General features: G+C 74.9%; 15 protein-coding genes. 5 read left to right on the top strand and 10 right to left on the bottom strand.

Going from position 1 to position 16,629, the window contains the following annotated elements; all coding sequences use genetic code 11:
* Positions 1-9 precede the first annotated feature (9 nt).
* From hrpB to ACRYCC_RS20870, 3 genes are read right to left on the bottom strand one after another with little or no spacing between them, the layout of a single operon-like run.
* Positions 10-2,532 (bottom strand): ATP-dependent helicase HrpB, encoded by a 2,523-nt coding sequence (gene hrpB / locus ACRYCC_RS20880; RefSeq protein WP_433814485.1) that lies wholly within the window; start codon positions 2,530-2,532, stop codon positions 10-12.
* Complete coding sequence (locus tag ACRYCC_RS20875; protein WP_433814483.1) at positions 2,529-2,825, bottom strand: MTH1187 family thiamine-binding protein; 297 nt, start codon at positions 2,823-2,825, stop codon at positions 2,529-2,531. The genes hrpB and ACRYCC_RS20875 overlap by 4 nt, the downstream gene beginning before the upstream one ends.
* Positions 2,826-2,884: 59 nt before the next feature.
* On the bottom strand, positions 2,885-3,961 hold the full coding sequence (locus ACRYCC_RS20870) for a Gfo/Idh/MocA family protein (protein ID WP_433814482.1): 1,077 nt from the start codon (positions 3,959-3,961) through the stop codon (positions 2,885-2,887).
* 223 nt (positions 3,962-4,184) lie between these two features.
* On the opposite strand from ACRYCC_RS20870, the gene ACRYCC_RS20865 reads away from it, so the two are divergent.
* The 5 genes from ACRYCC_RS20865 to ACRYCC_RS20845 all read left to right on the top strand — a co-directional run bounded on the left by ACRYCC_RS20865 (position 4,185) and on the right by ACRYCC_RS20845 (position 8,980).
* Positions 4,185-4,604: a luciferase domain-containing protein gene (locus ACRYCC_RS20865; protein ID WP_433814480.1), complete on the top strand. Its 420-nt coding sequence runs from the start codon at positions 4,185-4,187 to the stop codon at positions 4,602-4,604.
* Between the two features lie 63 nt (positions 4,605-4,667).
* Entirely contained in the window at positions 4,668-5,582 is a 915-nt protein-coding gene (locus tag ACRYCC_RS20860; RefSeq protein ID WP_433814479.1) for a lysylphosphatidylglycerol synthase transmembrane domain-containing protein, read from the top strand.
* A gap of 85 nt (positions 5,583-5,667) precedes the next feature.
* Positions 5,668-6,663 (top strand): hypothetical protein, encoded by a 996-nt coding sequence (locus ACRYCC_RS20855; RefSeq protein ID WP_433814478.1) that lies wholly within the window; start codon positions 5,668-5,670, stop codon positions 6,661-6,663.
* Between the two features lie 33 nt (positions 6,664-6,696).
* Positions 6,697-7,929 carry an MFS transporter gene (locus tag ACRYCC_RS20850; protein WP_433814476.1) on the top strand — a complete coding sequence of 411 codons (1,233 nt, stop codon included), beginning with the start codon at positions 6,697-6,699 and terminating at the stop codon, positions 7,927-7,929.
* Between the two features lie 133 nt (positions 7,930-8,062).
* On the top strand, positions 8,063-8,980 hold the full coding sequence (locus ACRYCC_RS20845) for a TIGR03564 family F420-dependent LLM class oxidoreductase (RefSeq protein WP_433814474.1): 918 nt from the start codon (positions 8,063-8,065) through the stop codon (positions 8,978-8,980).
* 55 nt (positions 8,981-9,035) lie between these two features.
* On the opposite strand, the gene ggh is transcribed toward ACRYCC_RS20845, so the two are convergent.
* From ggh to paaZ, 7 genes are all read right to left on the bottom strand, one after another.
* A complete protein-coding gene (gene ggh / locus ACRYCC_RS20840; RefSeq protein ID WP_433814472.1) occupies positions 9,036-10,373 on the bottom strand; it encodes a glucosylglycerate hydrolase in 1,338 nt (445 codons plus the stop codon).
* A 264-nt stretch (positions 10,374-10,637) separates the two neighbouring features.
* Complete coding sequence (gene paaE / locus ACRYCC_RS20835) at positions 10,638-11,738, bottom strand: 1,2-phenylacetyl-CoA epoxidase subunit PaaE (protein ID WP_433815031.1); 1,101 nt, start codon at positions 11,736-11,738, stop codon at positions 10,638-10,640.
* Between the two features lie 9 nt (positions 11,739-11,747).
* Complete coding sequence (gene paaD, locus ACRYCC_RS20830) at positions 11,748-12,269, bottom strand: 1,2-phenylacetyl-CoA epoxidase subunit PaaD (protein ID WP_433814471.1); 522 nt, start codon at positions 12,267-12,269, stop codon at positions 11,748-11,750.
* Positions 12,263-13,165, bottom strand: coding sequence for a 1,2-phenylacetyl-CoA epoxidase subunit PaaC (gene paaC, locus ACRYCC_RS20825; protein WP_433814469.1), 903 nt, complete (start codon positions 13,163-13,165; stop codon positions 12,263-12,265). Before paaC ends, paaD begins: the two co-directional genes overlap by 7 nt.
* Before the next feature lie 7 nt (positions 13,166-13,172).
* Entirely contained in the window at positions 13,173-13,472 is a 300-nt protein-coding gene (gene paaB / locus ACRYCC_RS20820) for a 1,2-phenylacetyl-CoA epoxidase subunit PaaB (RefSeq protein WP_433814467.1), read from the bottom strand.
* The gene (gene paaA, locus ACRYCC_RS20815) at positions 13,469-14,488 is read right to left on the bottom strand and encodes a 1,2-phenylacetyl-CoA epoxidase subunit PaaA (RefSeq protein ID WP_433814465.1); all 1,020 of its coding nucleotides are present in this window, start codon (positions 14,486-14,488) and stop codon (positions 13,469-13,471) included. The genes paaB and paaA overlap by 4 nt, the downstream gene beginning before the upstream one ends.
* A complete protein-coding gene (gene paaZ, locus ACRYCC_RS20810) occupies positions 14,488-16,518 on the bottom strand; it encodes a phenylacetic acid degradation bifunctional protein PaaZ (protein WP_433814463.1) in 2,031 nt (676 codons plus the stop codon). Before paaZ ends, paaA begins: the two co-directional genes overlap by 1 nt.
* Positions 16,519-16,629: the final 111 nt, after the last annotated feature.

The following is a 16,629-nucleotide window of genomic DNA, read 5'->3' as shown; positions in this document are numbered from 1 at the left end:
GTACGCCCCTCATTTACGGGGGTTGGCGCGCCGGGTGGGGGCCGCCGTGGCGGGGTCCTCCGGCCAGGGATGGCGGGGGTAGCGGCCACGGAGCTCGGCTCGCACTCCCCGGTAGCCCTCCCGCCAGAACGAGGCCAGGTCGGCCGTCACCGCCGCGGGGCGGCCCGCCGGGGAGAGCAGATGGACCACCAGCGGGACCCGGCCGTCGGCCAGCAGCGGCGCGGCCTGCCAGCCGAACAGCTCCTGGAGCTTCACCGCCAGGACGGGCTGGTCGCCGCCGTAGTCGACCCGGATCCGGGAACCGGTGGGCACGGTGATCCGCTCGGGTGCCACCTCGTCCAGCCGGGCCGCGCACTGCCACGGCAGCAGGCCCCGCAGGGCCGCCGCCACGTCGATCCGGGCCAGGTCGGCGCGGTGCCGGGCCCGGGACAGGCCCGGCCACTCCTCGGCCCGCTCCAGCAGGGCGGCGTCGTCCACCGGCGGCCATGGCCCGCCGAGGACGCGGTGGCAGAAGGCCAGCCGCTCGCGCAGCGCGGTGGCCTCCGGCGTCCAGGTCAGCAGGCCCAGCCCCTCCCGGCGCAGGCCCTCCAGCAGCGCGGCCCGTACCAGCGCGGGGTCCGGCCGCCGCAGGGGGACGGCGGACAGCTCGATGGCGCCGAGACGCTCGACCCGGCGGGCGCTGACGTCCTTCGCGGAGGTGCTCCAGCGGACCTCCTCGCCGGCCGTGAGCAGCGGGGCCGCGGCCAGCCGCGCGATGTCCTCGTCGATGACGACGGCCTGGCGGATGCGCGCGGAGGCCGCACCCGCGGGCCGGTCCGCGACGGCGATCGCCAGCCAGGGCGGCCGGGCCGCGCTCAGCGCGGAGGACGGCGCCAGCTCGGCCCCGGTCCCGGAGACCATCAGGTGGCCGCCGCCGTCCGGGCGGGCGCGCGCCACCCGCTCGGGAAAGGCCAGCGCCACCACCGTTCCCGCGACCCTGTCGTCCCCGCCCTCCGGGCCGGCCGTCGGATCGTGGCCGGGGCGCACGGCGTTCTCCAGCAGCCGCGCCTCCTGACGCCAGCGGGCGGCGGCGCCGTCACCGCCGCGGCGCAGGGTCCGCCACACAGCGGTGAGGTCGTCGCCGGCCTCGCGGGGCAGCCGGTCCGACAGCAGGGCCACCACCTCGGCCGCGGCCCGCGGGCCCACCCGGTCGGCGCCGTCCAGCAGCGCCCTGGCCAGCCGCGGATGCACCCCGGCCCGGGCCATCCGCCGGCCGCGCCCGGTGACCCTCCCGGAGGGGTCCACCGCGCCGAGGGCCCGCAGCACCTCCCGGGCGGAGTCCAGCGCGGCCGCGGGCGGCGGGTCCGGCAGCGCGAGGCCGGCGGCGGCGGGATCGCCCCAGCACGCCGCCTGCAGCGCGAACGCGGTGAGGTCGGCCAGCTCGATCTCCGGCCGGGGCCGGTCCGCCAGCCGGGCGTGCTCGGCGGCGGCCCAGCAGCGGTACACCGTGCCCGGCTCCTCCCGGCCCGCCCGCCCGGCCCGCTGTTCCGCGGCGGCCCGGGACACCCGGACGGTCGTCAACGCGCTCAGGCCCCGGGCGTGGTCGGTGCGCGGCTCACGGGCCAGTCCCGAGTCGACCACGATCCGCACGCCGGGCACGGTGAGGCTCGACTCGGCGACCGAGGTGGCCAGCACCACCCGGCGGCTCCGGCCGGGCCGCAGCACCGCGTCCTGCACCGCGGCGGGCGCCTGGCCGTGCACCTGGAGCACCTCGATCCCGGCCAGTGCCCCGGCGACCCGGCCGATCTCCCCCACGCCGGGCAGGAAGCACAGCACGTCCCCGGCCCGTTCGGCGAGTGCCCGGCGGACGGTGGCCGCGACGTGGTCGAGCAGGGCCGGATCGACCCGCATCCCGTGCGCGGGCCGCACCGGGCGGGGCGGCGGCGCCCACACCACCTCCACCGGGTGCAGCACGGCCGGGGTGGCCACGACCGGCACCGGCTCTGCCGGGGAGCCCAGCAGCCGGGCCCAGGCCGCGGTGTCGGCGGTGGCCGAGGCGGTGACCAGCCGCAGGTCGGGCCGGAGCGCGGCCCGCACGTCGAGCAGGAAGGCCAGGGCGGTGTCGGCGTCGAGATGCCGCTCGTGGCATTCGTCGAGGAGCACGGCATCGATCCCGGCCAGTTCCTGGTCGTGCTGCAGCCGCTGGAGCAGCACCCCGGTCGTGACCACCTCGATCAGCGAGCCCGGGCGGCGCTCGCCGCGCACGGTGAAGCCCACCCGGCCGCCCACCTCCTCGCCGAGCAGCCACGCCATCCGGCGCGCGGCCGCCCGGGTGGCCAGCCGGCGGGGTTCGGCCACCAGCACCCGGCGGGGCCGGTCCGGCCCGCCGGGCAGGTCCGGGAGGAGCCCGGCCAGGGCCAGCGGCACCAGCGTGGTCTTGCCGGTGCCCGGCGGCGCCGCGAGCACGGCCGCCCCGACGGCGTCCAGCGCGGCGTGCAGGTCCGGCACGACGGCCCGGACGGGCAGCAGCCGGAGGGCCTCCTCCGGGGTCATCCGCCGCTCAGCCGGCGTTCCACGGACGCGACCTTGGCGGTGAGCCCGTCGCTCACCCCGGGCCGGATGTCGGCCTTGAGCACCAGGCTGACCCGGGGGGCGCGGGCCTCGACGGCCTCGACCGCCTGCCGCACGACCGCCATGACCTCGTCCCAGTCGCCTTCGAGGGTGGTGAACATGGCGTCGGTCCGGTTGGGCAGCCCGCTCGCGCGCACCACCCGTACGGCCTCGGCGACGAGCTCACCGACCTCTTCCCCGACCCCCAGCGGGGTCACCGAGAACGCTACGAGCACTGCGCACATCCTTTCCCCACGGCACCTGGACTCCTCCCGACGATACGGCGCCCGGGAGGTCAGAGCGTGATCCAGGCCTGTTCGGCGGCGGAACGGCGGGCGGCGTCGAGGACCCTGCGGGTGGCGAGCCCGTCGGCGAACGTGGCGGGCTCCGGATCGGCCGGTGCGCTCTCCCCCAGGATGCGGGCCCGGAACGCCCGCGCCACCCGGGTGTAGGGGGCCAGGTCCACGCCGCTGAAGTGCAGCATGTCGTAGGCGGTGTGCAGCAGCTCGGCGGGCGGCGGCACCGGGGCCGGGTTGCGCAGATCGTCGGGCACCTCGGCCTGGCGAGTGCCGGCCGCGTCCGCGATCCAGACGTCGTCGCCGTTCAGCCAGGCGGTGCCGCGCTCGCCGGCGATCCGGGTGGTCATGAGCAGCCGGCCCCAGGAGGCGGCGGTGCTCTGCACGACACCGGAGGCACTCGCCGTACGGAAGTGCAGGGTGAAGGAGTCCTCCGCGGTCATCCGCGGGCGGTCGCCGAGCCGGGTCATCGTGGCGCTGAGGCCCTCGATCTCCCCCAGGGTGGTACGGATCTGGTCGATCACGTGCGAGCCCTGCGCGCCGAGCCAGCCGCCGCCGGCTCCGGAGTCGCCCCACCAGGCGGGGATCTCACCGGCGGGGTCGGCGAGCAGCGGGAGGTGCAGCAGGAACGTCGCGAGCCGCGGCTCTCCGATCACCCCCTGCCGGACGGTACGGCGCAGCAGCGCCTGACCCGTCGCGAAGCGGAACTCGGTGCCGACCAGATGGACCACCCCGGCCCGCTCGGCCGCCGCGAGCATCCCGGCGGCGCCTGCCGCGTCGGCGCCGAACGGCTTCTCGCAGACGACGTGGCGGCCGGCCGCCACCGCCTCGCCGACGAGCGCGGCGTGCGTCCGCGGCGGGGTGGCGACGCTGACGGCGTCCACCCCGGGCAGTGCGAGCGCCTCGGCGAGCGACGTGGTGGCGTGCGGGATCTCCAGCCGGGCGGCACGATCCGCGGTCCGCGCCGGGTCGCGGCCGACCAGTGCGCGGACTTCGAACCCGGCGGCGCGGAAGGCGGGGACGTGGGTCAGGCAGCCGAACCCGGTGCCGACGACGACGATGCCCAGGGAGGTCATGGGCTTAACCTAGCGCTTGCTCAGTCCGCTCGGCGAGTGGCCGGCGGCGGTGGGCCGGTGCGCCCGGCGGGCCGGGGCGGCGGCGAGGCGAGCACCAGGTGGCGGTGCTACCGGCCGCCCTCCACCGGGCGCTGAACCCGATCCGACGTCCCGGTGACCGATCGGGTAACGATTCGGCCTCAGGCCGTTCCGTTCAACGGGCCCGAAGGTGAACCATGCGGCTATGGGCCTCACCAGGGAAGGTTCCTACACCGATCGGGTCATCGCGCAGGTGACCTCGTGGTCCTCGGTCAACGTCGGCCGGGCCGAGTGTGGGATGGGAGTCGGTCTCAGCGTCAACACCCGCCAGATCGTGCACCTGCACAGCCAGGGGGACGCGCACGTGCGGCTGACCCGTCCGGTCATCCGGCGGATGGAGGACGCGCTGCTGCATTCGGGCCGGGTGGAGATGGAACCCAGCGCGGACTGGGTGAACGTGCGGCTGGACAGCGACAGCGATGTCGCGCTGGTGCTGTCCCTGGTCAGCGTGGCGATCAAGGCGACGGCCGCCGAGCCGCCCGGCCCGGCACGCCGCGGAGCGCCGCAGTGCCCCGCGGCCCGGAGCCGCCCGCTCGGCCGCCCCGCCCGGCGAGCCGACCGGTGATGTTCGCTTGGGCGGAATCGCCCGGACACGCCCCGGTCAGCTGATCAGCCGATATCTCAGGGCGTGGAGACCTCCGCCCTGCACTGGGGCTTCCTGCCCGCCCTGACCGCGCTGTCGGTGCTGCACTACGTCTGCGCCGCCCTCGCCCTGCAGGCCGCCGCCGGGCGGCCCCTCCCGCTGCGGGAGGCGACGCTCACCCAGTTCACCGCGGCCGCCGCGAACCGGCTCGTCCCCGGCGGGATCGGCGCCGCCGCGGTCAACGTCCGCTACCTCACCTGCCACGGCCTGGCCGCGCCGCGGGCGATCGCGGGCGTCACGGCCCTGCACGCCGCCACCGCCCTCGGTGACCTGCTGCTGTTCCTCGCGGTCCTGGGCGTCGGCCAGTGGACCGGCGCCGGCGGGACCCGGGTGCTGACTGAGCTCGGCGCGCACACGGCCCGGACCGCCGGCCGGCTCCCCCTGCCGTGGATGCTGGTCTCGGCCGGGGCCGTCGCCGCGCTCGTGCTGTTCGCCTGGTGGCGCCGGCGCGGCCAGGGCGGCCGGTTGCTCGCCGCCCTGGGACAGACCGTGACCGCCCTGGCGGAGCTGCGGCGGCGGCCCCGGGACCTGCTCGTCACGGTGACCGCCACCGCCGCCACCACCCTGGTGCTGAGCCTGGCGTTCGCGATGAGCGTCCTGGCGGTGCCGGGAGCCTCCGCGCCGGGGGCGATGTTGACGCTGCTGGCCGCGTACTTCATCGGCGCCGCGGCGGGGTCGGTGCTGCCGGTGCCCGCGGCGATCGGCTCCACCGAGGCCGCGCTGGTCGCGGCGCTGGGCGGCGCGGAGGTGTCGGCCGGACACGCGCTCCAGGCGGTCGTGCTCTTCCGGGTGGTCACCTACTGGGCACCGGTGCCCGTCGGCCTGTACGCCGCCCGGGTCCTGCGCCGGTCCCGGGCCGAGCCGGCCACGGCCGTCCCGGTGCCGATACCCGCGCGATAGAGCCGCCTTTTGCGGCGGATCGGGTCTTGCGCGGCGAGCCGGTGGCCTAAATTCCTCGGCAGTGCCCGCGTTCCCGAGGAGTGTCATGACCCTGCTGGTAGGTCTCGCGTGCCTGGCGGTCGCCGGCCTGGAGATGGTCATGGCGTTCGTGATCGGGCCCCGCGAGCGTGCGGCCCTGCGCCAGGAGCTGGCGGCCGCCTACGAGGACCGGCTCCGCAAACTGGAGGCGGTGCGGCGCAAGGACGAGATCTTCGAGACCGAGCAGGAGACCCGGCTGCACACCCTGGAGGACGACCTGGGCGGCCTGCGGCTGCGCGTGGTCCAGGTGGAGCGCGATCTCCAGGCCCGGGTGGGCGGGCTCGGCCAGGACCTGCAGCACGCGACCGGACGGGTGACCGCCCTGGAGGGCGACCGGGACCGCATCGCCGTCCTGCAGCGGCGGCTGTCCCAGGCCTTCCAGGCGGTGGACGGCGTGGTCGCCGACCTGCTGCAGCACACCCTCGACCAGCTGGACCGGGCGGCCACCGAGACGCTCGGCGAGCGCGCCCCCGAGATCCAGACGGTCCGCGGCGCGGTGGCCTGCGGGACCGGCGACCTCCTGGGCGCGCTGGTGCAGATCTTCGAGCAGTGCGCCCGCCACCACGATCTCGAGCAGCGGTTCAAGGTCTCCATGGGCGGGACGCGGCCACAGGTGCTCTACTACCTGTCCGGGCGCAATCCCCGGTGGCTCCGGCAGCGCTTCGGGGAGGTGCTGGAGTCGCTGCGCTCGGACATGGGCTCGCCCGGCGAGGATCCCGCCGAGGACGACGCGGCCGCGCTGCGGAGCCTGCTGCTGGCCGTCAACGCCACCGCCGAGGGGTTCGCCCAGCTCGGCCCGCTGGTGATCGTACGGACTCCCGAGGCGCTGCTGTGCGGGGTGCTCACGCTGGCCGAGTGCCGCGACTTCGACACCACGGCGCTGGCCGGGGACCCCGCGGCGTCGGCCGTACGGCTGCGCACGCTGCCCGAGCACCGCTTCTTCGACCTGACGCGGTGGCCGGCGCGCTTCCCGGTGGAGGAGCACCCCGGGCACCCCCTCTAGAATCTGTTAGGTTTCCTAACAGAGGAGTTCGGGGTGCGAGGCTGGTATCGCGCGAACATCGGCGGGCTGCCCGGCACCTTCTGGTACCTGTGGGCCGGGTTCCTGATCAACAAGCTGGGCGGCTTCGGCGTCATCTTCCTCTCGCTGTACCTCGTCCAGGACCGGGGCCTGGACACCACCGGCGCCGGGCTGGTGGTCGGCCTCTACGGAGCCGGCGGCTGCGCCGGTGTACTGGCCGGCGGGGTGCTGGCCGACCGGTGGGGGCGCCGCCGGACGCTGCTGGCCAGCCACGCGGCCACCACCCTGCTGCTGGCGGGGCTGGCCTTCGCGCCCTGGATCCCGGCGATCGCCGTGCTGACCGGCCTGGTCGGCGCGGCGCAGTCGATGGTCGGGCCGCCGCTCATCGCCGCGATGGTCGACATCGTCCCCGGCGGGCAGCGCACCAAGGCCTTCAACCTGGAGTTCTGGGCGTTCAACCTCGGCACGGCCATCGCCGCCCCGCTGGCCGGGCTGCTCGCCGAGACCGGGTTCACCCCGCTGTTCCTGGTCGAGGCGGGCGCCACCCTGGTCACGTTCGTGGTGCTGGCCGCCCGCGTCCCCGAGACCCTGCCGGTCCGCGCCGCCGCCGCCCGTCCGGCCGGACGGCGGCGCGGGCTGCTCACCACCCTCACCGACCGGCCCTACCTGCTCTTCGTCGGGCTCACCCTGGTGCTGGCCGTGCTCACGCTGCAGACCACGACCATCCTGCCGCTGGCCATGGCCGAGGACCATCTGCGGCCGTCGGTGTACGGGTCGGTGATGGGCTTCACCGGGATCATGATCGTGTGCGGGCAGCTGTTCGTGCCCCGGCTCATCGGCGGGCGCCGCAAGGCCCGGGTGCTGGCCGCCGCCAACGGCCTGATCGCCGTGGGCACCGGCCTGGTGGCCGTCGCCGACGTCGTCCCGGTCTACCTGGCCGCGGCGGTCGTCTGGACGATCGGCCAGATGCTGGCGGCGCCGCCCAACGCGGCGACCATCGCCGAGCTGTCCCCGGTCGAGCTGCGCGGGCGCTATCAGGCGGTCTTCTACCTGAGCTTCCCGATCGCCGCCTTCGTCGCGCCCGCGCTGGGCGGGGCGAGCCTGCAGCGGCTGGGCGGCTGGCACTGGGTCGTCTGCGGCGTGCTCGGCGCCCTGGCCGCCGCGGGCCACCTGCTCACCGGCCCCTCCCGCGAGCGCAGGGCCGCGGTCCTGCGGGAGGCGGACCGGGAACCGGCCACCGCGGCCTGACCGACCGCCGCCGTCCGGGATCCGGCCGATCACCGCGGCGGGGACTGCCGCGGACGGCCCGCCCCGCGATCGCCGGTCTCGGCGGCGGGGACTACCTTCGGGTAGCACCACCACCCCCCGCACGGAGGCCGCCATGCGCATCGGAGTCACCCTCAAAGAGCCCACCGGGCCGGACGCCTTCGTCAAGCTCCGCGACCAGCTCCGCAGCGCGGCCGACGACGGTCTCGCCTCCGCGTGGGCGACGCACATCTTCGGCCTCGACTCGCTGACCGCACTGGCCGTGGCCGGCGGCCAGGTGGCCGGGATCGAGCTCGGCACCTCGGTGATCCCGACCTACCCGCGCCATCCGGCCGCCCTCGCCCAGCAGGCGCTGTCGACGGCGCTGGCGGTCGGCGGCCGGCTCACCCTCGGGATCGGGCTGTCCCACCAGATCGTGATCGAGGGCATGTACGGCTACGACTTCGCCAAGCCGGTCCGGCACATGGACGAGTACCTCTCGATCCTGCTGCCGCCGCTCAACGGCGAGCCCGCCGACTTCACCGGGGAGACCCTGGCCGGGCACATCGGGCTGTCCACCCCGCGGCTGGGCAGGGTGCCGGTGCTGCTGGCCGCGCTCGGCCCCCGGATGCTGAGACTGGCCGGAGAGCGGACCGACGGCACGGTGCTCTGGATGACCGGACCCACGACGGTCCGCGACCACATCGTGCCGACGATCACCGCTGCGGCGCGGGCCGCCGGGCGCCCGGATCCGCGCATCGTCTGCATCCTGCCGGTCTGCGTCACCGATGACGCCGACGCCGCCCGGGCCATGGCCGCCAAGACGTTCGAGGTGTACGGCCTCCTGCCGTCCTACCGGGCCATGCTCGACCGGGAGGGCGCCGAGGGCCCCGCGGACGTGGCCATCGTCGGCGACGAGGACACCGTGGCCGCCCGGCTCGAGGCCCTCGCCGAGGCGGGCGTCACCGACTTCGTCGCGGGCGAGTTCGCCACCGGGGCGGACGCCGCGCGCACCCGTGCCTTCCTGATCTCCCAGGCCTCCCAGGCCGGCTGACGGCGGCGACCGGGGCCACCGCACACCGCCGCCGGCCGCTCTCCGGCATGGCCTCTCAGCCGGCCAGCAGGTCCAGGGCCACCGCCGCCGTCCAGGACTGGGAGGACGCGCCGAGGGGCTCGGCGGTGAACGGCTGGTAGTACTCCGCGAACAGCCCGTCGGAGAGCTGGTCGAGGGCGGCCTCTCGCAGGCCGTGCGCGATCTCGTGCTCGCCGGAGCGTTCCAGCCCCCAGACCAGCAGCCAGGTCACCGGCGGCCACTGCGGTCCCCGCCAGTACTTCTGCGGGTCGAACGCCGGCGAGGCCGGGCTGGTGCTCGGCGGCAGCGGGTAGGCGAAGGCCGGATGCCCGCACCACCGCGCCGAGCCGAGCAGGGCGAGCAGCGACCGCTGCCGTGCCGGGTCGAGCCCGCCGCACAGCAGCGGCGCGAATCCGGCGATCGTCTCCGTGCGCAGCGTGGTGCCCGCACGCAGGTCCAGGTCGGCGGCGAAGCCCCGCTCGTCGGTGGTGTCGAGGACCCCGCGGCGGAAGCGGCGGGCGTATCCGGTCAGCTCACCGGCGCCCGGCAGGCCCAGCTCGCCGGCGACGCTCGCGAGCTCCTCGTTGGCACCGGCGAAGATGGCTCCGGCGAAGACGTCGGCGGCCCGGAAGCTCAGGGTCCGCCGGGCGCGGGCGTCGTCGTAGCGGGCCCGGCGCAGCTCCTCGATCAGCCATTGGTACTTCAGGTAGTCCGCGTCGGTGGGACGCTGCGCCTCGCCGCCGGTCCCGCCGCCCAGGGCGTCCAGGTCGGCGCGGGCGAACGGCACGAACCGCCGGTCCGGGATCACCGCGGCGTACGGGGCGTCCCAGCGCGGCGAGTTGTCGAGCCCGCTCTCCCAGCCGTGGTAGATGGTGAGCCGGCCGTGCCCGTCGGGGTCGCGGTGGGTGGCGAGGTAGCGGTGCCAGGCGAGCAGCGCGGGCCACAGCGCCCGGATCCGCTCGACGACGTCGCGACGCTCCGCCGCGTCCGCGCGGTGGGCGGCGTCCAGGATCCGGCGGACGGCCACGCCGTGCACCGGGGGCTGGATGAGCCCGCTCGTCTCCGCGCCGGGCGGCGCGTCCGGGGAGTGCGCCCGGCACTCCCAGCGCCGCGGCCCGGGTTCGTACCGGGCGTCCCCGGGGGTGAACACGATGTGCGGCACCATGCCGTTGCGCCACTGGGAGGCCAGCAGCGTCTCCAGCTCGGTGATCGCGCGGCTCGCCGACAACCGCGCCAGGCCGATGGCGACGAAGGCGGCGTCCCAGCTCCACATGTGCGGGTAGAGGTGCGGCGACGCGACCGTCAGGCCACCGCGATCGTTGCTGCGCAGCACCTGTTCGGCGTACATCGCCATCTCGGCCCGGCTCAGCCCCACACGAATCAGGCGACGGCGGCCGATTCCGACCCTGACCGAGGGAAGCGCACTCACTGGTACCTACACACCTTCCGCGCCTGTCGGCGTTCGTCCCCCGATTCTCACATCATCTGGTCAGCGGCGACCCGGTCTGGACCGTGCCCGTCCTACACGGCACTGTCACCCCCAAACCCAGATTATCGCTCTAAGTTACCATCCATCTCACTACGTAATCCCACCACCCTCGGGTGGGTGCGTTGGGCCGGATTGAGCGGGGGAGCTGGATCAGGCGTCGTAGTCGGCGGTGAGCTGGTCCGACACCGGGAACGACTGGCAGGTGAGCACGTAGCCGGCGGCCACCTCGGAGGGCTCCAGGGCGAAGTTGCGCCGCATGTCGACCTCGCCGTCGAGGATCCTCGCCCGGCAGGTGCCGCACACGCCGCCCTTGCAGGCGAAGGGCAGGTCAGGGCGGAAGCGCTGGGCTCCCTCCAGGACGGTGGTGTCCCGCGGCAGCACGACCGTGGTGGACCGCCCGTCCAGCACCAGCGTGACCTGGCTGCCCGGTCCCTCGATGGCCGGCTCGGTGTGGCGCGCCGGTGCCGGCGGCGACGCCTCGACGAAGAACAGCTCCCGGTGCACCCGCTCGGCGGGCACGCCGTGCCGGGCCAGCACGTCCTGGGCTCCGGCCACCATGGCGTACGGCCCGCACAGCCACCAGTGGTCCACCTCCCGCGGATCGGGCAGCAGCCGCAGCAGGGCGGTCAGCCTGGCCGCGTCCAGCCGGCCGGAGAACAGCTCCGCCTCGCGCGGCTCCCGGGACAGCACGTGCACCAGCTCGAGCCGCGCGGGGTAGCGGTCCTTCAGCTCGGCGAGCTCGTCGGCGAACATCACCGTGCTCGCGCGCCGGTTGCCGTACAGCACCGTCGCGGTGACCGCCGGGTGGCGCAGCACCGACGCGGCGATCGAGAGCACCGGGGTGATGCCGGAACCCGCGGCGACGAACACGTGGTGACCGGCCCTGTCCGAGCCCGGGGCGGGGGTGAAGGTGCCGGCCGGGCCGGACACCTCGATCAGGTCCCCGGGCCGCACCTCGCGCACCATCCAGCCGGAGAACAGCCCGCCGGGCACCTCGCGCACCCCGATCCGCAGCGGCTCGCCCGCGGCGGCGCAGATGGAGTACGACCGCCGCTCCTCCCGGCCCCCGAGATCACGCCGCACCGTCACCGACTGGCCGGGCGCGAAGGCGTACTCCCCCGCGAGCTCACCGGGCACCTCGAAGGTCACCGCGACGGCGTCGTCGCACAACCGCTCCACGGTGCGCACACGGAGCGGGTGGAACCGCGTACGCCGTCGCGCCGCCGCCGGGGCGGGTCCGGTCTGGGCCATGGTCACCGGTCACAGCTCCTTGAAGTGCTCGAACGGCTCACGGCAGGCACGGCAGCGGCACAGCGCCTTGCAGGCGGTGCCGCTGAAGTCCGAGAGCCGTTCGGTCTCGGCCGAGCCGCAGTACGGGCAGCGGATCCGGCGCGGCGGTGCCGTCAGGGTCACCGGCACCGGCCCCCGCCGCCTGGGCGGGGCACCACCCGGCGGGGCGATCCCGGCCTCGGCGAGCTTGCGCCGGCCGGCGTCGGTCATCCAGTCCGTGGTCCACGCCGGATGCAGTGCGACGCGTACGTCCACGTCGCCGAAGCCGGCGTCCTGGAGCGCGTGGACGAGGTCGTCGCGCATGGCGTGCATCGCCGGGCAGCCGCTGTAGGTGGGCGTGATCGTCACGATCACGGTACCCGCCCCGCTGATCCGCACGTCGCGGAGCACCCCGAGGTCGGCCAGCGTCAGCGTCGGCAGCTCCGGGTCGGTCACCCGCCCGGCGGCCTCGTGTGCAGCCAGTGCGGCCGTCTCCCGCGTCATCGTCACCATGTCGCCTCCGGGTGGGCTCGGGCCAGGCCCTGCAGCTCGGCGAGCAGGGGGGCCATCGAGGCGGTGTGCACGCCCCACCGGCCGGTCTCCCGGGAGGCGCCGGGGGTGCCCGGCGGGCCGGGGGGCTCCGGCGCCTCGGGCGGCCGCAGCCCGGCCGCGCCGAGCACCTGGGCCATGACCCCGTCGAACTCCTCCCGCAGCGTGGCCGGGTCGACTCCGGCCCCGGCCTCCGCCAGCCGGAGCTCGATCTCGTGCGGGACGAACAGCTCCCCTACCAGCGGCCAGACGGCCTCCAGCCCGGCCCGCATCCGCCGGTGGGACAGCCCGGTGCCGTCGCCCAGCCGTACCGTCCACCGGGCGGCGTAGTCGCGGTGGTAGGTGACCTCCTTGACGCCCTTGGCGGCGACGGCGGCCAGGACCGGGTCGGCCGAGGAGGCCAGCCGGTCCAGCAGGGCCAGCCGCCAGGTGGCGAAGACCAGCAGGGTCGCGCTCAGCCGGGCGAAGTCGCCGCGCGGGGCCTCGGCCAGGTGCACGTTGCGGAACTCGTGCTCGCCGCGCAGGAAGGCGTAGTCGTCCTCGCCGCGGCCGGAGCCGTCGGCCCGGCCCGCCCTGGCCAGCAGGGGCCGGGCCTGGCCGAGGAGGTCCAGCGCGATGTTGGCGATGGCCAGCTCGTCCTCGAGCTCGGGGGCGCGCGTGCACCACTCCTGCAGCCGGTGCGACATGATCAGCGCGTCGTCGCCGAGCATCAGGCAGTAGGCGGCCAGGTCCGCCGCGTCCACGCCGGACGGCAGCGCGCCGTCCACCGCGGGCAGCGGGTCGGTGAAGCCGGTGCCGAAGGCCCACCGGGAGTCGTCGGTGGCCTCGGCCAGCGACTCGTAGGCGTTGTCGAAGGACATCAGCGGCTCACATGTGCGGTACGTCGTCGGGAATGTCATAGAAGGTGGGGTGCCGGTAGACCTTGTCGCCGCTGGGCGCGAAGAACGGGTCCTTCTCGTCCGGGCTGGAGGCGGTGATGTCGGTCGCCCTGACCACCCAGATGCTCACGCCCTCGTTGCGGCGGGTGTAGAGGTCCCGCGCGTTGCGCACCGCCATCTCGTCGTCGGCGGCGTGCAGGGACCCCACGTGCACATGGTTGAGGCCGCGCTTGCCGCGGATGAAGACCTCGTAGAGCGGCCAGCCGGGCCGCGTGCCACCGGCGTTCATGCGGGCACCGCCGCTCCGGCGTCCCGGGCGGCCTGCTTGGCCGCGTGCGCCATGGCGGCCTCGCGCACCCACGCGCCGTCCTCCTGCGCCTGCCGGCGCCGCGCCATCCGCTCGGCGTTGCACGGGCCGTTCCCGCTGATCACCCGCTTGAGCTCCGACCAGTCGATCGGGCCGAAGTCGTGGTGACCGCGCTCGGGATTCCATCTCAGGTCCGGGTCGGGCAGGGTCACGCCCAGTGCCTTCGCCTGTGCCACGGACATGTCCACATAGCGCTGCCGCAGCTCGTCGTTGGTGTGCCGCTTGATCTTCCAGGCCATCGACTGCGCGGTGTTGGGCGAGTCGTCGTCGGGCGGCCCGAACATCATCAGCGACGGCCACCACCAGCGGTCGACGGCGTCCTGCACCATCGCCCGCTGCGCGCCGGTGCCGCGCATCATCGTCATCAGCAGCTCGTAGCCCTGCCGCTGGTGGAAGGACTCCTCCTTGCAGATGCGGATCATGGCGCGCGCGTAGGGGCCGTAGGAGCTGCGGCACAGCGGCACCTGGTTGCAGATCGCCGCGCCGTCCACCAGCCAGCCGATGACCCCGACGTCGGCGAAGGTCAGCGTCGGGTAGTTGAAGATCGACGAGTACTTCTGGCGGCCGTTGATCAGCTTGTCGGTCAGGTCGTCGCGGTCCGCGCCCAGGGTCTCGGCCGAGGAGTAGAGGTACAGGCCGTGACCGGCCTCGTCCTGCACCTTGGCCAGCAGGATCGCCTTGCGCCGCAGGGACGGCGCCCGGGTGATCCAGTCGCCCTCCGGCTGCATGCCGATGATCTCGGAGTGGGCGTGCTGGGCGATCTGCCGGATCATCGTCTTGCGGTAGGCCTCGGGCAGCCAGTCCCGTGGCTCCAGCCGCTGGTCGGCCGCGATCGTACGCTCGAAGTGCCGCTCCAGCTCCTCCTCGGGCAGCGCCCGCCCGGAGGCGGCCTGCTCGGAGGTGGCCTGCTCGGACACGGCCTGCTCGGAAGGGGTCATCACGCCTCCTTGGCCACCAGGGTCAGCACGTCGTACTTGGCCACCGAGGCGCCGTCCTGGTTGGCGACGTCGGCGTCCCAGCGCACCTCTCCGTAGTCGGCGTTGTCGCGCGGGCTGATCTGCTTGGCGGTGAGCGTCACGGTCAGCTCGTCGCCCGGGTAGACCGGGGTGAGGAACCTGAGGTTCTCTAGGCCGTAGTTGGCCAGCACCGGGCCGGGCTCCGGGGAGACGAACAGGCCCGCCGCGAGGGAGACGACCAGGTAGCCGTGCGCGACGATCCCGCCGAAGAGCGGGTTGGCGGCGGCGGCCTCGGCGTCGGTGTGCGCGTAGAAGGTGTCGCCGGTGAACTCGGCGAAGTGCCCGATGTCCTCCAGCGTCACGCTGCGCGGACCGGCCACCACGGTGTCGCCCACCTTCAGCTCGGCCAGGGACTTGCGGAACGGGTGCACGTCGCTCACCGACCGCTCGGCCCCGGGCACCCACTCGCCCGTGACGGCGCCGAGCACCCGCGGAGAGGCCTGCACCGCGGTGCGCTGCATGTGGTGCAGCACGCCCCGGATGCCGCCCATCTCCTCACCGCCGCCGGCCCGGCCGGGGCCGCCGTGCACCAGCGCGGGCAGCGGCGAGCCGTGCCCGGTGGACTCCTTCGCGTCCTCGGTGTCCAGCACCAGCAGCCGGCCGTGCCACGGCGCGACACCGAGCACGACGTCGCGGGCGAAGCCGGCGTCGCCGGTGACGACCGAACCCGCCAGGCTGCCCTGGCCGCGCGCGGCGAGCGCGATCACCTGCTCGGTGGAGGAGTACGGCATCAGCGTGCTCACCGGCCCGAACGCCTCGACCTCGTGGGGCTCGGCCCGGTCCGGGTCGTCGGCGCGGATGAGCACCGGCGACAGGAACGCGCCCCGCTCGGCGTCGGCGTCCAGCACCTCGACCTTCTCCGGGTCGCCGAACACCACCCGGCCGCCCCGCAGCAGGGCGTTGAGCGACCGCCGGACCTCCTCGCGCTGGTCCAGCCCGGCCAGCGCACCCATCCGGGTGTCGGGGTGGGCGGGGTTGCCGACGGTGACCTTGGCCAGCCGCTCGCCGGCCGCCTGCGCCACGTCGCCGAGCACGTCGGCGGGTACGAACGCGCGCCGGATCGCGGTGCACTTCTGCCCCGCCTTGACGGTCATCTCCGTGACCAGCTGCCGGACGAACAGGTCGAACTCCGCCGTGCCGGGCCGGGCGTCCGGGCCGAGGATGGAGCAGTTGAGCGAGTCCGCCTCGGCGTTGAAGCGCACGGAGTGGCGCACGACGGCCGGATGGGCCCGCAGGATGCGGGCGGTGGAGGCGGAGCCGGTGAAGGAGACCAGGTCCTGGCCGGAGACGTGATCGAGCAGGTCGCCGGCGTCACCGCAGAGCAGCTGCAGGGTCCCTTCGGGCAGCAGCCCGGAGTCGATGATCAGCTCCACCAGCCGGGCGGTCAGGTAGGCGGTCTGGCGGGCCGGCTTCACCAGGCTCGGCACCCCGGCCAGGAACGCCGGGGCGAACTTCTCCAGCGGCCCCCAGACCGGGAAGTTGAACGCGTTGATCTGCACCGCCACGCCGTGCAGCGGGGTCGCGATGTGGCGGCCGACGAACGTGCCGCCCTTGCCGAGCGGCTCCACCGCGCCCTCGGCGTACACCGTGTCGTTGGGCAGCTCCCGCCGGCCCTTGCTGGCATAGGCCAGCAGGACGCCGATGCCGCCGTCCACGTCGAACTTCGCGTCCCCGAGCGTCGCCCCGCTGCGCGCCGACAGGGCGTACAGCTCGTCCCGGTGCTCGCGCAGCCGCGAGCCCAGCGCCTTGAGCAGTGCCGCCCGCTGGTGAAAGGTCAGCTCGCGCAGTGCCGGGCCGCCCACGCGGCGCCCGTGCTCCAGCGCGGCGGCCCGGTCGATCCCGGTCGAGGAGATCCGCGCGACCTCCGCCCCGGTCACCGCGTCGCGCAGGGGCGCGCCCTCGTCCGGCGGCGTGTGCCAGTGACCTGAGACGTAGCTTCGCAGCAGAGCCATCGGCCCCGACCTCCCTGATCGATCGATTTACCAACCATACGTTCAGTAATTCACTCTAACCCGTGGGGCCGACCCTGGAGAAGAGCCCCGCGCTCTTGACATCGATTGCGG

This window comes from Actinomadura scrupuli (assembly GCF_050971785.1).
Lineage (GTDB): Bacteria > Actinomycetota > Actinomycetes > Streptosporangiales > Streptosporangiaceae > Actinomadura_E > Actinomadura_E scrupuli.
Note: the sequence above shows the minus strand (reverse complement) of the source record. Positions and strands in the feature narration are given on the sequence as shown.

What these genes read in the sequence shown, in the direction of transcription:
- hrpB (WP_433814485.1), bottom strand. Translation starts at nt 2,532, where the DNA reads ATGACCCCGGAGGAGGCCCTCCGGCTGCTGCCCGTCCGGGCCGTCGTG.
- ACRYCC_RS20870 (WP_433814482.1), bottom strand. Translation starts at nt 3,961, where the DNA reads ATGACCTCCCTGGGCATCGTCGTCGTCGGCACCGGGTTCGGCTGCCTG.
- ACRYCC_RS20865 (WP_433814480.1), top strand. Translation starts at nt 4,185, where the DNA reads ATGGGCCTCACCAGGGAAGGTTCCTACACCGATCGGGTCATCGCGCAG.
- ACRYCC_RS20855 (WP_433814478.1), top strand. Translation starts at nt 5,668, where the DNA reads ATGACCCTGCTGGTAGGTCTCGCGTGCCTGGCGGTCGCCGGCCTGGAG.
- ACRYCC_RS20845 (WP_433814474.1), top strand. Translation starts at nt 8,063, where the DNA reads ATGCGCATCGGAGTCACCCTCAAAGAGCCCACCGGGCCGGACGCCTTC.
- paaE (WP_433815031.1), bottom strand. Translation starts at nt 11,738, where the DNA reads ATGGCCCAGACCGGACCCGCCCCGGCGGCGGCGCGACGGCGTACGCGG.
- paaD (WP_433814471.1), bottom strand. Translation starts at nt 12,269, where the DNA reads ATGGTGACGATGACGCGGGAGACGGCCGCACTGGCTGCACACGAGGCC.
- paaC (WP_433814469.1), bottom strand. Translation starts at nt 13,165, where the DNA reads ATGTCCTTCGACAACGCCTACGAGTCGCTGGCCGAGGCCACCGACGAC.
- paaB (WP_433814467.1), bottom strand. Translation starts at nt 13,472, where the DNA reads ATGAACGCCGGTGGCACGCGGCCCGGCTGGCCGCTCTACGAGGTCTTC.
- paaA (WP_433814465.1), bottom strand. Translation starts at nt 14,488, where the DNA reads ATGACCCCTTCCGAGCAGGCCGTGTCCGAGCAGGCCACCTCCGAGCAG.
- paaZ (WP_433814463.1), bottom strand. Translation starts at nt 16,518, where the DNA reads ATGGCTCTGCTGCGAAGCTACGTCTCAGGTCACTGGCACACGCCGCCG.